This window comes from Tabrizicola sp. (assembly GCF_022842145.1).
Lineage (GTDB): Bacteria > Pseudomonadota > Alphaproteobacteria > Rhodobacterales > Rhodobacteraceae > Tabrizicola.
In genome coordinates, this window is record NZ_JALHQD010000007.1 from 24,168 (window position 1) to 38,023 (window position 13,856).

The following is a 13,856-nucleotide window of genomic DNA, read 5'->3' on the forward strand; positions in this document are numbered from 1 at the left end:
CAGGCGGGACCGCCCACCCTACGGGGCGTCACTCGGCGGCGGTGGGGCCGATCACCTTGGCGGGGGTGTCGGGCGCCAGTTCCTCGAAGTCGAAGTTGTCCAGCCGGCGGGCGCGCTTGCCGGCCTTTTCCGAGGAAATCTTGATGTCCTCGATGTCCTTTGCCGCCTGGCCGAAGTGGCGGTCCAGACTTTCGACCCTTGTCCCCAGCCGCTCGACGTCGCCGTACAGGAGCGCCAGTTCCTTGCGGATCGCGCCCGCCTGTTCGCGCATCCTTGCGTCCTTCAGCACCGCGCGCATGGTGTTCAGTGTCGCCATGCAGGTGGTGGGCGAAACGATCCAGACCTTGGCCGAGAACCCCTCGCGCACGAGGTCGGGGAAGTTGGCGTGAAGCTCGGCATAGACCGCCTCTGAGGGGAGAAACATCAGCGCGCCGTCGGCTGTCTCGCCCTCAAGGATGTATTTGTCACTAATCGCGCGGATATGGGTGCGGACGGCGGTGCGCATCAGCTGCGCCGCCTCTTGCAGGAGACGCGGGGTGTCAGCACGACGAAGCGCCTCGTAAGCCTCCAGCGGGAACTTGGCGTCGATCACGATGGGGCCGGGCGGGTTCGGCAGGTGGATCAGGCAGTCCGCCCGCTTGCCGTTCGAAAGGGTGGCCTGCATCGTGTAGGCGTCTTTCGGCAGGGCCTTCTGCACGATGTCATGCAGCTGGATTTCCCCGAAGGCCCCACGCGTCTGCTTGTTCGACAGGATGTCCTGCAACGACAGGACGTTGCCCGACAGCTTTTCGATATTGGCCTGCGCCTTGTCGATCGTCTCCAACCTTGTCTGCAACTCGCCCAAGGACCGCGCCGTGCGGGTCGAGGTGCCGTGCAAGGCTTCGGTCATCTGGCGCTGCACTTCGGCAAGGCGCTGTTCCATCACCTGAAGCATCGCGGTCTGGCTGACCGCCTGGGTTTCGCTGACATGGTGCAGACCCCCCGACAGCCGTTCCTGCCCGTCGCCCAACTGCTGCAACCGGCTGGAGAGCCAGCCGATTTCCCGCATCAGGGGTTCCGCCGCCGTGGCCGACCGGTTGACGCTGCGCAGGATCAGGACAAGGAGCGCGAGCAGGATAAAGGCGACCGCACCGAGAAGCAGGATCTCGGGGTCGTTCCACTGATAGGTCTGGCCGAACAGCGTGATCATCGGCGGCCGAACAGCCGTTCGATGTCGTGGAGGCTGAGTTCCACATAAGTCGGTCGGCCGTGGTTGCACTGGCCGGACAAGGGCGTCGCCTCCATCTCGCGCAGGAGGGCGTTCATTTCCTCGGGGCGCATCTGGCGGCCGGACCGGACCGAGCCGTGGCAGGCCATGCGGCTGAGGATGCCGTCGATCTTGGCGCGCACCAGCTGGCTGTCGCCGCTGTCGACGAGTTCATCCAGGATGTCGCGGATCAGGGCCGCGCCGTTGACCGGGCCAAGGATCGCAGGGGTTTCCCGGATGGCAACGGCATTGCCGCCGAAGGGTTCGATGCCAAGTCCGACTTCGGCCAAGGCCGGGGCCGCATCCAGAAGGCGGGCCGCGTCGGTGGGAGAGAGTTCCACGATCTCGGGGATCAGCAGAGCCTGGGCGCGGATGCCGGTTTCCGCCTGCTGGCGCTTCAGGCGTTCGTAGACGAGACGTTCGTGCGCGGCGTGCTGGTCGACAAGGACGATGCCGGTGGCCGTCTGGGCGACGATGTAGTTTTCATGAAGTTGCGCGCGGGCGGCGCCAAGCGGGTGCTCGTCGTGCAGCTGCGCCTTCTCCTCGCGGGGCGGTGCGAAGGCGGCGGCCTGAGGGGCCTCGGCAAAGCCGGTGAAGGCCTCTGGGGCCTGGAAGGCGAAGGCGCGGGCAAAGCTGGCGGGGCTGGGGCGATCCATCTGGTAGACGCGCGCCGGTTCGGGGCGGAAGGCGTCCAGTGTGGCAGCCCCGACGGTGGAGGAGGCACGGTGGCCGGCGCCGGTGAGCGCGGATTTCAGCGCGGTGATGATAAGGCTGCGCGCGGCGTCGGGTTCCCGGAAGCGGACCTCGGCCTTCGCCGGGTGGACGTTGACGTCAACGCGCTGGGGGTCGGCGATCAGGTTCAGGACGGCAGCCGGGTGGCGGTCGCGGGAGAGGACGTCGAAATAGGCGGCGCGGAGGGCTCCGTAGAGCATCCGGTCCAGCACGGGGCGGCCATTCACGAAGAGATATTGCTGGGTGGAGGACCCGCGAGAGTAGGTCGGCAGCGCGGCATAGCCTTGCAGCCGCAGCCCTTCGCGTTCGGCGTCGATGCGCAGGGCGTTGTCGGTGAAATCGCGGCCGATGACGGAGGCAAGGCGGCTTTGCAAAGCGTCGAACAGGTCGCCACTGGCCGGATCGGCGCGGAAGAGGGTGCGCGCCTCGCCGCCCGTCACGTCGCGCAGGGTGAACCCGACCAGCGGTTCGGCCATCGCCAAGCGGCGGATCACTTCCGTAACGGCTTGCAACTCGGCCCGGTCCGACCGCAGGAATTTCAGCCGCGCAGGCGTGGCGAAGAACAGGTCGCGGAGTTCGACGACCGTGCCACGGGTCAGCGCGGCAGGCTTGACCGGGGACATCCGGCTTCCCTCGCAGGCGATCTGCGCGGCTTCGCCCTCGGCCCGGGACGTGATGGTCAGACGGCCCACCGCACCCAGGCTGGGCAGCGCCTCTCCCCGGAAGCCGAAGCTGCGGATGTCCAGCAAGTCCGACCCGTCGATCTTGGACGTTGCATGCCGCGACAGGGCCAAGGGCAGGTCTTCCGGCGTCATGCCGCAGCCGTCGTCCGTCACCCGGATCAGCGTCTTGCCACCATCGGCGATATCGACCTGGATACGCGCGGCACCGGCGTCCAGGGCGTTCTCGACCAGTTCCTTCACGGCCGAAGCCGGACGTTCCACGACCTCACCCGCCGCAATGCGATTGATCGCGGCCTCGTCCAGTTGCCGGATCACCGGACGGCCTTGTGCGCCCGTTATCTTGGGGGTGTGAAGCGTCATGCCGCTATCTGTAGCAGGCGCGCATGAGTCGGGGAAGAACGAAACCGGACTGGCGGCTTCCATCTTGCGCTTTGCGTGGCTTGCGTCATACGGAAGGAAAGACCGGGTTCAGCGTCAGAAGCACCAAAGGGGGACGGACATGCAGGACATCCTGGCGCTGGCCAGCGCCAATCTTCTGACGCCGATGATCCTGTGCTTTGCGCTGGGGCTTTTCGCCGCGCTGGCCCGCAGCGAGTTGACGATCCCAGAGGCGGTGGCGAAGGGGATGTCGATCTACCTTCTATTCTCCATCGGCTTCAAGGGTGGGGTCGCGGTGGCCGACCACGGGCTGGACGCCACGCTGATCGCGGCCCTGGTGGCCGGGGTGATCCTGTCCTTCATCATTCCCTTCGTGGCCTTTGGCCTTCTGAAAGGGATGACCCGCCTGTCGCCCACCGACGCCGCCGCCGTCGCTGCGCATTACGGGTCGATCTCGATCGTGACCTTCGTCACCGGGTCCTCGGTCATCCAATCCGCGGGGCTGGTGGCCGAGGGCTACATGGTCGCCGTCGCCGCCGCGATGGAGGCCCCGGCGATCATCTCGGCGCTGTATCTGGCGTCGCGGTCCGGTGGCCGGGCCGAGAAGATGGACGCCGACCTTTGGCGCGAGATCCTGCTGAACGGCTCCATCGTCCTTCTGGTCGGGTCCTTCCTGATCGGCCTTGTCACCGGGGACCAGGGCATGCAGCGGATCGAGGCATTCATCGTCGCACCCTTCCAGGGGGTGCTGTGCCTGTTCCTTCTGGACATGGGGCTGGTTGCGGGCCGCGGGATGCGCAATGCCAAGGGCGTCCTGACGGCGGGGGTGCTGGGCTTTGGCCTGCTGATGCCGGTGGTTGGCGCCGCGTTCGGTTTGGCGGCGGGGCTGCTGCTGGGACTGTCGACCGGGGGCGTCGCTCTGATGATGATCCTTTCGGGGTCCGCGAGCTACATCGCCGTGCCCGCCGCGATGCGGGTGGCTTTGCCGGATGCGAACCCGTCGATCTACCTGACCCTTTCGCTGGGCGTGACTTTCCCGTTCAATCTGGTGATCGGTATTCCGGCCTGGGTGGCCGTGGCAACGGCAGTGGGGGGCTGACATGCAGACGCACAAGGCGAAACGGGTCGAGATCATCATCGAAGCCCCGATGGAGGGCCGCCTGACCCAGGCGTTGGAGAAGGCCGGTGTGACAGGGTTCACCGTCCTTCCAGTCCTCGGCGGATCGGGCCGCTCCGGCCGCTGGACGCGCGAAGGCCAGGTCGGCCGCAGCGGCATGGTCGCCGTTGTCTGCCTTGTGCGACCGGAAAAGCTGGACACGCTGCTGGAGGCCGCCTTCACCGTCGTCGACCGCCATATCGGTGTGATCGGCGTGACGGATGCCGAGGTCCTCCGCGCCGAACGCTTCTAGCGCGGCGCGAAGACGTAGAGGCAGCGGCAGGTCTCGGTCTCGGTCCCGCCACGCAGGCAGGCGTGCGGCATGGTCCCGTCGAAATGCACAGTGTCGCCGGGGTGCAGGGTGACGGGGGCATAGCCCTCGGTGTGCAGGACCAGCACCCCCGACAGGACATGCAGCATGTCGTCCGTCTCGTGCCGGTTCCAGTCCCCGAACCCTGCAAGGTCGCCTTGGGTGAATTCCACCAGCATCGACTGGAACGGCCGCCCGCGCAGGTCCGCTCCCAGCGGCCAGAGCCGCGTGTTGGGATTGTCGATCCCGACCCCCGGCGTCCCCCGCTCCACCACCAAGCGTCCGACAAGCGCCACCGGCTCGGCCCGCACCAGATCGGACAGGGTGCAACCAAACCCTTGCGCCAGCTTCAAAAGGATCTCGAAGGTGGGGGACAACAGCCCGTTCTCGATCTTCGACAGCGTCGACCGCGCAAATCCCGCCCGATCCGCCAGCGCCTGCTGGTTCCAGCCCCGCGCCTCGCGCCAGCGCTTGATACGCTGGGCGAGCTCCTGGTGTGGTTCGGCGGCGCGGGGGCGGTCGGTGAGCGGGGCCATGCATGTTCCAATTGACGGCAGGATGTTCCGATAATAACAATCGGCGCAGCAATCACAATGGGGCACCAGATGGCCGGACCGAAATCGCAAAGCCTGTTCGAGCGGGGCATGAAGGTGCTGGTCGAGGGCGTCTCCTCGGCCTCGCGCGGCCCGGCGACCTTTGGCGGCGCGCCGCGCTACATGAGCCACGGGGCGGGGTCACGGCTGTATGACGTGGACGGGCGCGAATACATCGACTGGATGATGGCCTTTGGCGCCTTGCCGCTGGGCCACGCCCACCCGAAAGTGGTCGAAACCATCGCCCGCGAGGCTGCCCGTGGCACCCACTTCGCCACGGCGCTGGAGGTCGAGGTCGAGGTGGCCGAGATGCTGGTGGCGCTTCTGCCCCACGTGGACAAGGTCCGCTTTGCCAACACGGGGACCGAAGCCGCGATGGCCGCCTTCCGGTTGGCGCGAGGCCACACGGGGCGACGCAAGATCATCAAGTTCGAAGGCCACTATCACGGCTGGTGGGATTCGGTGCTGATCAACACCAACCCTTATCCGCCTACCCTCTTGGGCCACCCGAACGACCCGATCCGCATTCCCGACTCGTCCGGCATCCCGGAGGAAGCCTGGAAGGACACCATCGTCGTGCGCTGGAACGACGTGGAGGCGCTGGAGCGCGCGATGGCGCTGCATGGCGATCAGGCGGCTTGCGTGGTGACCGAAGGGGTGATGTCCAACATGGGCGTCATCCCCCCGAAACCCGGCTACCTGAACCGGATGCAGGAACTGTGCCAGAAGCACGGGGCGCTGTTCTATTTGGACGAGACCGTCACCGGCTTCCGTCTGGCGGCGGGGGGCTGCGCGGAACTCTATGGCCTGACGCCCGACATCGTGACCTACGGCAAGGCGCTGGGGGGCGGTCTGCCGATGGCGATGATCGGCGGGCGGGCGGATGTGATGGCGGGCCTTGAATGGGGCAAGGTGCTGCACTTTGGCACCCATAATGCTGGCCGTCTGGCGCTGCATGTGACCAAGGTGATGCTGGAGACGATGCTTGCCGACGATCAGGCGGGGTTCGCGAAGATCAAGGACCTCGGCCTCAAGATGGCTGACAGCGTCCGTCAGGTGGCGCGCACCTCGAACCGGCACGGGATCGTGGTGCAGGGGGTGAATTCCATGTTCCAGATCTTCTTCACCGACAAGGCCGAGATCGCCGATTACCGCGACTTCTGCACCCATGTCGACCGCATGAAGTTCCGCGATTTCGCCCTGCGGCTGATGGACAAGGGCATCTACATGAACCCCTCGGCCACGCTGCATTCGCTGTCCTCGATCGTCCATACCGAGGCCGACATCGACACCACCGCCAAGGCGATGGCCGAGGTGCTGGAGGAAATGGCGTGATCACCATCGGCATCCTCGGGGTCGGCGGGCTGGCGGCGCTGATGGTCCGGGGGATGCAGGGGGCTGGGTATCGCCTGATCCTGTCGCCCCGAAATGCCGAGGTCGCGGCCCGACTGGCGGCGGAGCATGGCTGTGAGGTCGCGGCGTCGAACCAGGCTGTCGTCGATGCGGCGGACGGAGTCTTCGTCTCGCTTCCCGCAGCCACGGGTGCTTCGGAACTGGCGCAACTGGCCTTCCGTCCCGGCCAGCCGGTGCTGTCGGCGATGGCGGGGACGGGACTGGCCAAGCTGCAATCGGTGATCGGTCCGGCCCGCGCGGCGGTCAGCATGATGCCGGGCTATGCCAATGCGCTGGGGGTCGGGCCGTCGATCCTGTATCCCGACGACAGCTTCTGGCGACCGTTCCTGGCTGCCACTGGCCGGGTCCAGACCTTCGACGATGAGGCGGGCTTCACCACCGCCGCCACCTTCGGCGCCTTCTCGGGCGCCAGTTTCGCCTTCATGGCGCAGGCGATCGCCTGGTACGAATCCCAGGGCCTTCCGCCCGGCACCGCCCGCGCCCTTGTCGCCGCAACCCTGCGCGGCAATGCCGAGGTGCTTCTGTCGGAAGATCGCGGCCTTCCCGAGATCCAGCGCGAGGTCATCACCCCGGGGGGCATCTCGGAGCTTCTGGTTTCGACCCTGAACGAGCGGGGGGCATTGTCGGCCTGGGATGAGGCCCTGATCCGCGTCCTGCGCCGGATCGGCGGTTAGACCAGTCGTCGACTGACCGGGATCCCTCCTCGTGCGACTTCGTCTTCTCGTCGGAAGATCCTGCACGAGGATTGCAGAAGTCCACGATAGCATGACCTATCCCACCGCCAGCGGGTGACGGGTACGGTCTGCCACGGAACCGGACAAATGTTGCCAAATCCCTAACGTCCGCAGCCATGATATTGAAATATATGGCCTGTCGCGGGGCGCTACGCGTGGCGGATCAGGCGGCGAGGTCCCCTGTCCCCACCTCGTACAGCCCCGCCGCCCCTTCCTTTGCCTGGGCCAGCAGCCCGCCCAACTGGGGCAAGAGCCGCCGGATCATCACCCGGGCGAGCGCCTCCCGCCCCGGATCGGCCAGTGTTGCCATCAGGTGGACCTGCCCGCCCAGGACCAGCGCGAAGGCCCTCAGGTAGGGTACCGCCCCGGCGAAACGGTCGTTGAGAGGGAGGGCAACCATCGCCTCGGTCCCGTCCCGCAGCGCCTCGGCGGCGGCCCAGACCTCGCCTGCCAGATCCGGCAGCCGGGTGCGGCCAGCCTCGGCCCCGCGCTGGACCTCGTCGATCAGCCGAAACGCGGCATCGCCGCCGTCGGCCAGCTTCCGGCCCACCAGGTCCATCGCCTGGATGCCGTTCGTCCCCTCATAGATCGGCAGGATGCGGGCGTCGCGCAGGTACTGGGCCGCCCCCGTCTCCTCGACGAAGCCCATGCCGCCGTGGATCTGCACCCCGACCCCTGCCACCTCGCAGGCGACATCGGTGCCGTAGGCCTTGGCGATGGGGGTCAGCAGCGCCGCGCGGGCCTGCCAGTCCGGGCTGCCGGTCGCCGTGGCCATGTCGATCGCCTTGGCGCAGGCCAGCGAGATCGCGCGGGCGGCGAAGACCTCGGCCCGTGCCATCGCCAGCATCCGGCGGACGTCGGCGTGATCCAGGATCGGTCCGTCCGCCGACAGCGGAGTCGGCCCCTGATGCCGCCCCTCGGCATAGGTAAGCGCGTGCTGGAGCGCGGCCTCGGCAATCCCCACCCCCTGCGCGGCGACGGAAAGCCGGGCGTTGTTCATCATCGTGAACATCGCGGCCATGCCCTTGTGTGGCGCGCCGACCAGCCATCCGGTCGCGCCGGTGAACTCCATCACGCAGGTCGGGCTGCCGTGGATGCCCAGCTTGTGCTCCAGGCTGACGGCCCGAAGGCCGTTGCGGTCCCCAAGCCGCCCGGAAGCATCGGGGATGAACTTCGGCACCATGAAGAGGCTGATCCCCCTCGTCCCCTCGGCCCCGTCCGGCAGGCGGGCCAGGACCAGGTGGCAGACATTGGGGGTGAGGTCGCTGTCGCCCCAGGTGATGAAGATCTTCTGCCCGGTGATCGCGAAGGTGCCGTCACCATTCGGCACAGCCCTGGTCCGCAAGGCACCCACGTCCGAGCCCGCGTGGGGTTCGGTCAGGTTCATGGTGCCCGACCACTCGCCCGAGGTGAGCCGGGGCAGGTAAAGCGCCTTCAACTTGTCCGAAGCATGGTGTTCCAGCGCCTCGATCTGACCCTTTGTCAGAAGGGGTTTCAGTTGCAAGGCAAGACAGGCAGCGGACATCATCTCGTCGACGCCCAGCGAAAGCGAGATCGGCAGGCCCATGCCGCCGAACGCCGGGCTGGCGGCCATGCCGACCCAACCGCCCTGCGCAATCGCGCGGTAGCCGTCGGCAAAGCCGGGGGGCGAGACGACCACGCCGTTCTCCAGCCGGGCGGGGTTCTGGTCGCCGACCCGGTTCAACGGTGCGAGGACGTCTGTCGAGAGGCGCCCCGCTTCGGCCAGGATTGCCTCGGCAAGATCGGGGGTCGCAGTGGCAAAACGTTCGGTTGCCGCGACATCGGCGAAGCCCACCACATGATCCAGGATGAAACGGATATCCTTGACGGGTGCGCGGTAGGGCATCGGGACCTCTTTCGGTCAAAGCTTGGCAAAACGGGGGGGCTGGCTTATGGACGGCCCGTCGCAAGGCTATTCCATTCGCCGAACCCATCAAGTTGGACGCTGCGTCACCATGACCCTGACTCTTGCCTCGGACGACGCCGGGATTGCCGAAGCCGCGCGGCTTCTGGCGGCGGGAGAGCTGGTCGCTTTCCCGACCGAGACGGTCTACGGGCTGGGCGGGGATGCGCGGAACGGCAGGGCTGTGGCGGGGATCTACGAGGCGAAGGGGCGGCCAAGCTTCAATCCGCTGATTGTGCATCTGCCTGATCTGGTGGCCGTGGAAAGGATCGCGCACGTCGGACCGAAGGCGCGGATGCTGGCGCAGGCATTCTGGCCGGGGCCGCTGACGCTGGTCCTGCCCCTGAAGGACGGCTCAGGGATTTCGCCGCTGGTAACGGCGGGACTGACGACGGGCGCGGTGCGCGTCCCGGCACATCCCCTGGCGCAGCGGCTTTTGCGGGCGTTCGGCGGCCCCTTGGCGGCCCCCTCGGCGAACCCGTCGGGGCGGGTGTCTCCGACCCGCGCGGGCCATGTGCTGGAGGGGCTGGCCGGACGGATCGCCGCGGTGCTGGATGGCGGACCCTGTGCCGTGGGGCTGGAGTCAACCATCGTGTTGGCTGATCCCGAGCCCGTTCTGCTGCGGCCCGGCGGTCTGCCGGTGGAGGCGCTGGAGGCGGCTTTGGGACAGCCCCTGGCGGTGGGAGGCGATGCGGGCAAGCCGACCTCGCCGGGTCAGTTGGCCTCGCACTACGCGCCCGAGGCCACCTTGCGGCTTGGCGCGACCGAGGCGCGGGATGGCGAGGTGCTGGTGGGCTTTGGTCCGGTGCAGGGCGCGCTGACGCTGTCCCGGACGGGCGATCTGGTCGAAGCGGCGGCGGCCCTTTTCCAGATGCTGCGCGAGGCGGACAAGCTGGCTGGTCCGGGGGGGCGCATCGCCTTTGCGCCGGTTTCCGAGACGGGCCTGGGCCGCGCGATCAATGACCGGCTGCGGCGGGCGGCCGCACCACGCGGCGTTTAGCCAACCGAAACCCCAACGTCACACCGGCCCGGCATGGATGTGTAACGGGGAAATTCCCCGTTAATTTTCGGTTCACCTGTGCAATAGTTTGCCCGGGCCTGAGAGCCTGAGTAAAGAGAAAACCCGCCAGCCAAGCCGGGAAAACCAAGGGAACTGTGGAAATGTTTAACGAATTCAAAGCTTTCATAGCGCGCGGCAACGTGCTTGATCTTGCCGTCGGTGTCGTCATCGGTGCCGCCTTCACGGCGATCGTCACCTCGCTTGTCGATGACCTGATCAACCCGTTGATCGGCCTCATCGTCGGCGGCGTGGACTTCAGCGGGCTGAGCGCCGGTCTGGGCGACGCGCAATTCATGTACGGCAACTTCATCACCGCGATCATCAAGTTCGTGATCGTGGCTTGGGTGGTGTTCCTGATCGTGAAGGCCGTGAACCGGATGATGCCGAAGAAGGAAGAAGCTCCGGCCGCGCCCGCTGGCCCGTCGGACAACGACCTGCTGAAGGAAATCCTGGCCGCGCTGAAAGCCAAGTAAGTCCCGAAATGTTCTGGAAGACGGCCCGCGGGAGCGATCCTGCGGGCCGTTTCCATTCAAGCAGGCAGCGGCGCACGCGGACGCAGATACCAGTACCAAAGACGGTAGGCCCAAAGTGCGATCAGCGGGCCGAAGTGCACCGCAGCCGGGGGCCAGCTGCCCCAATTGTGCAGCGCGGCCCAGTGGATCAGCACCAGGACGGCGGCGGGATAGGCCCAGCGTTGCAGGGTCTTCCAGCCCGTATGCAGCCAGCGTTGCGCCGCGTTGTTCGAGGTGATGGCGAGCGGCACGAACAGCACCATCGCCAGCCAGCCGGTCCAGATTTCGGTATGCGGCAGGGTCTCGACGATGCGGTCCAGAGTGCCGCGGTCGATGACATAGATCACGGTATGGGCAAGGGCGTACAAGAAGGCTGCCATCTCGATGTCGCGACGGTGATGCACCAGCCAGCGCGGCCACTGTCGGCCCTTGAACAGCAGCATCAGTCCCGATGCCATCATCCCGATGATCATGAAGCGGGCGGCCCATTCGCCGGTGGGGTGGAGAAGCCGGTGGAAAGCCTCGGGGTCATCACCGAAGAGAGAGGGCAGGGCTGGAAGCGCGGGGATGGACAGCACGACCCAAAGGATCAGGGTCGAGGGTTTGTAGCCAAGGATTGTCATGGGGCACCTGTTGACTGGTGCCCCACATACGCCGCGGTGCAGCGCTTCCGTCGCGTCAGAGCGACAGGGCGTCCGCAGCCGGGATCACCGGCAAGCCAAGTGCCACGCCAACGGCGGCGTAGGTCAGCTTCCCGGCATGGACGTTCAGGCCGTTGAGCAGGTGCTTGTCGTCGGCGCAAGCCTGCTTCCAGCCCTTGTCGGCCAAGGCCAGCATGAAGGGCATCGTGGCGTTCCCCAGGGCCTGGGTCGACGTGCGGGCCACTGCGCCGGGCATGTTGGCGACGCAGTAGTGCATGATCCCGTCGACCTCGTAGATCGGGTCCTGGTGGGTGGTGGCGCGGGAGGTCTCGAAGCAGCCGCCCTGGTCGATGGCGACGTCGACGAGGGCCGCGCCGGGTTTCAGCTCCTTCAACTGGGCGCGGGAGATCAGCTTGGGGGCCGCCGCGCCGGGAATCAGGACTGCGCCGATGATCAGGTCGGCCTCGCGCGCCAGAGAGATGGTGTTGCCAGCCGAGGCGTAGGCGTTCTTGAACTCGCGGCCGAAGACGTCGTCCAGATAGCGCAGGCGGTTGACTGAACGGTCGATGACCGTGACATCCGCGCCCATCCCGGCGGCGACCTTGGCGGCGTGGGTTCCGACGACACCACCGCCGATGACCAGCACCTTGGCCGGAAGCACACCCGGAACACCGCCCAGCAGCACACCGCGCCCGCCGTTGGCCTTTTGCAACGTCCAGGCGCCGACTTGCGGAGAAAGACGGCCCGCAACCTCGGACATCGGGGCCAGAAGGGGCAGGCCGCCACGGTCGTCGGTCACTGTCTCGTAGGCGATGCAGGTCGCTCCGCTTGCGAGAAGGTCGTGGGTCTGGTCTGGATCGGGGGCGAGGTGGAGGTAGGTGAACAGGACCTGCCCCTCACGCAGGCGCTTGCGTTCGACGGCCTGCGGTTCCTTGACCTTGACGATCATGTCGGCCTTGGCGAAGACCTCTTCGGCCGTGTCGACGATGCGGGCCCCGGCGGCGACATAGTCGGCGTCGGAAAAGCCGGCACCCATCCCGGCCTTGGTTTCGATCATCACCTCATGGCCGTGGGCCACCGCCTCGCGGGCAGCGTCCGGCGTCATGCCGACGCGGAACTCCTGCGGCTTGATCTCTTTGGGGCATCCGATTTTCATGGTTCTCTCCCTGTGGGACCTGGTCCCTGTGGAAGCAATCCTGATCCGATTTCGTGGCGATGCTTTGAATTCTGATTGGCGCTGGCCACGGATAGGCGTAGATTCTGCGGTGAAATCACCAAGAGACCGCAGAATCTTTCATGACCCTTGACCTTGACGCCACCGACCGCCGCATCCTGACCGTGTTGCAGAAGAACGGTCGGATCACCAATGCGGAACTGTCCGAGGCGGTGAACCTGTCTCCCTCGGCCTGTCACCGGCGGGTGCAGCGGCTGGAGGAGGACGGGTATATCGCGGGCTACGTCGCGCTGCTTGACGCGCGCAAGATGGGGCGGATGACCACGGTTTTCGTGGAGATCACGCTGCAAAGCCAGGCGGAGGACCTGCTGGACGCCTTCGAGCGCGAGGTGGCCAAGGTGCCGGACCTCTTGGAGTGTCACCTGATGGCGGGAACAGCGGACTATCTGCTGAAGCTGATGGCCGAGGATACCGAGGACTTCGCCCGCATCCACCGGCAATTCCTGAGTCGCCTGCCGGGCGTGCGGCAGATGCAGTCCAGCTTTGCGCTGCGGACGGTGGTGAAGACGACGGCGCTGGCGGTTTAGGCAGCCGCCTGCTGATAGCCCTGCAGATAGCCCATCACCGCGCGGCGGGTGCGGTCGGTCAGGGCACCACGGTCAGCCTCATGCGCCTCGCTCGCGGCGTCGATCATGCCGCGCAGGATCGCAAGCAGGTCCTGGGCCGTGGTTTCTGGACGCTGGATCTTCAGCTCGTCCAGACGGGCGGCGATCAGCACGGTGATCCGGGCCGAGAACTCTGAGGCTTCCGGGTCCGGCGGCATCTGGCTGCGCGCCAGGTTCAGTGTCCGGGACAGCGAGGGCCGGGCCAGGTAATGCTCGACAGTCGCTTCGATCAGTTCATCCACCAGGTTGGTCAGGCTGTGTGCGGCGTCCGAAGACACGATGCGTTCGACAGCTTCCAGCAGGTTTGCCCTTTCGGCCCGGATCAGCGCTGCCAGAAGCGCGTGCTTGCCGGGGAAGTACTGATACAGCGACCCGATCGAGACCCCGGCCCGCGCGGCGACGGCGTTCGTCGTCAGCGCATCCAGCCCTCGACCCGAGCAGAGGTCGGCTGCGGCGGCGAGGATCCCGTTCACTTTTGCACGGGAGCGGTCTTGGCGGGGGTGTTTGCGAAGCTCGATCATGAGCCAACGCTAGGGCCTCTAATTGCGGCAGAAAACTGTTAAATGTGGCAACAATTGGAAATAGATTGTTGATGCTCGCCCAAGTTGCACCATGGGGCCGCCACAATGTCGCCA

The 13,856-nt window shown here is 66.6% G+C and carries 14 protein-coding genes; 7 read left to right on the forward strand and 7 right to left on the reverse strand.

Annotation, left to right across the window (positions count from 1 at the left end):
* Positions 1-28: 28 nt before the first annotated feature.
* Both Q0C42_RS15630 and mutL read right to left on the reverse strand, forming a co-directional pair.
* Positions 29-1,189 carry a DNA recombination protein RmuC gene (locus Q0C42_RS15630; protein ID WP_295077867.1) on the reverse strand — a complete coding sequence of 387 codons (1,161 nt, stop codon included), beginning with the start codon at positions 1,187-1,189 and terminating at the stop codon, positions 29-31.
* On the reverse strand, positions 1,186-3,021 hold the full coding sequence (gene mutL / locus Q0C42_RS15635; RefSeq protein WP_295077870.1) for a DNA mismatch repair endonuclease MutL: 1,836 nt from the start codon (positions 3,019-3,021) through the stop codon (positions 1,186-1,188). Before mutL ends, Q0C42_RS15630 begins: the two co-directional genes overlap by 4 nt.
* A gap of 139 nt (positions 3,022-3,160) precedes the next feature.
* On the opposite strand from mutL, the gene Q0C42_RS15640 reads away from it, so the two are divergent.
* Together Q0C42_RS15640 and Q0C42_RS15645 are read left to right on the forward strand one after the other, a co-directional pair.
* Positions 3,161-4,138 (forward strand): sodium-dependent bicarbonate transport family permease, encoded by a 978-nt coding sequence (locus Q0C42_RS15640; protein WP_295077873.1) that lies wholly within the window; start codon positions 3,161-3,163, stop codon positions 4,136-4,138.
* A 1-nt stretch (position 4,139) separates the two neighbouring features.
* Positions 4,140-4,448, forward strand: a complete 309-nt coding sequence (locus Q0C42_RS15645; protein ID WP_295077876.1) for a transcriptional regulator — start codon at positions 4,140-4,142, stop codon at positions 4,446-4,448.
* Here Q0C42_RS15645 and Q0C42_RS15650 read toward each other — a convergent pair.
* Positions 4,445-5,041 (reverse strand): XRE family transcriptional regulator, encoded by a 597-nt coding sequence (locus Q0C42_RS15650; RefSeq protein WP_295077878.1) that lies wholly within the window; start codon positions 5,039-5,041, stop codon positions 4,445-4,447. The two genes, Q0C42_RS15645 and Q0C42_RS15650, sit on opposite strands and share 4 nt — an antisense overlap.
* Positions 5,042-5,110: 69 nt before the next feature.
* On the opposite strand from Q0C42_RS15650, the gene Q0C42_RS15655 reads away from it, so the two are divergent.
* Positions 5,111-6,433: an aspartate aminotransferase family protein gene (locus Q0C42_RS15655; RefSeq protein ID WP_295077881.1), complete on the forward strand. Its 1,323-nt coding sequence runs from the start codon at positions 5,111-5,113 to the stop codon at positions 6,431-6,433.
* A complete protein-coding gene (locus Q0C42_RS15660; protein ID WP_295077884.1) occupies positions 6,430-7,185 on the forward strand; it encodes a pyrroline-5-carboxylate reductase dimerization domain-containing protein in 756 nt (251 codons plus the stop codon). Before Q0C42_RS15655 ends, Q0C42_RS15660 begins: the two co-directional genes overlap by 4 nt.
* A gap of 223 nt (positions 7,186-7,408) precedes the next feature.
* Here the strand turns inward: Q0C42_RS15660 and Q0C42_RS15665 are convergent, their stop codons facing one another.
* Positions 7,409-9,112, reverse strand: a complete 1,704-nt coding sequence (locus Q0C42_RS15665; RefSeq protein ID WP_295077887.1) for an acyl-CoA dehydrogenase — start codon at positions 9,110-9,112, stop codon at positions 7,409-7,411.
* 109 nt (positions 9,113-9,221) lie between these two features.
* Between Q0C42_RS15665 and Q0C42_RS15670 the strand changes: the two genes are divergently transcribed.
* The gene (locus Q0C42_RS15670) at positions 9,222-10,169 is read left to right on the forward strand and encodes an L-threonylcarbamoyladenylate synthase (protein ID WP_295077890.1); all 948 of its coding nucleotides are present in this window, start codon (positions 9,222-9,224) and stop codon (positions 10,167-10,169) included.
* A 155-nt stretch (positions 10,170-10,324) separates the two neighbouring features.
* Positions 10,325-10,702, forward strand: coding sequence for a large conductance mechanosensitive channel protein MscL (gene mscL / locus Q0C42_RS15675; protein WP_295077892.1), 378 nt, complete (start codon positions 10,325-10,327; stop codon positions 10,700-10,702).
* 56 nt (positions 10,703-10,758) lie between these two features.
* On the opposite strand, the gene Q0C42_RS15680 is transcribed toward mscL, so the two are convergent.
* Together Q0C42_RS15680 and ald are read right to left on the reverse strand one after the other, a co-directional pair.
* Positions 10,759-11,364 (reverse strand): ferric reductase-like transmembrane domain-containing protein, encoded by a 606-nt coding sequence (locus Q0C42_RS15680; RefSeq protein ID WP_295077895.1) that lies wholly within the window; start codon positions 11,362-11,364, stop codon positions 10,759-10,761.
* A 55-nt stretch (positions 11,365-11,419) separates the two neighbouring features.
* Entirely contained in the window at positions 11,420-12,538 is a 1,119-nt protein-coding gene (gene ald / locus Q0C42_RS15685) for an alanine dehydrogenase (protein WP_295077898.1), read from the reverse strand.
* A 140-nt stretch (positions 12,539-12,678) separates the two neighbouring features.
* Between ald and Q0C42_RS15690 the strand changes: the two genes are divergently transcribed.
* Entirely contained in the window at positions 12,679-13,143 is a 465-nt protein-coding gene (locus Q0C42_RS15690) for an Lrp/AsnC family transcriptional regulator (RefSeq protein ID WP_295077900.1), read from the forward strand.
* Here the strand turns inward: Q0C42_RS15690 and Q0C42_RS15695 are convergent.
* On the reverse strand, positions 13,140-13,742 hold the full coding sequence (locus tag Q0C42_RS15695; RefSeq protein ID WP_295077903.1) for a TetR/AcrR family transcriptional regulator: 603 nt from the start codon (positions 13,740-13,742) through the stop codon (positions 13,140-13,142). The two genes, Q0C42_RS15690 and Q0C42_RS15695, sit on opposite strands and share 4 nt — an antisense overlap.
* Between the last annotated feature and the right edge of the window lie 114 nt (positions 13,743-13,856).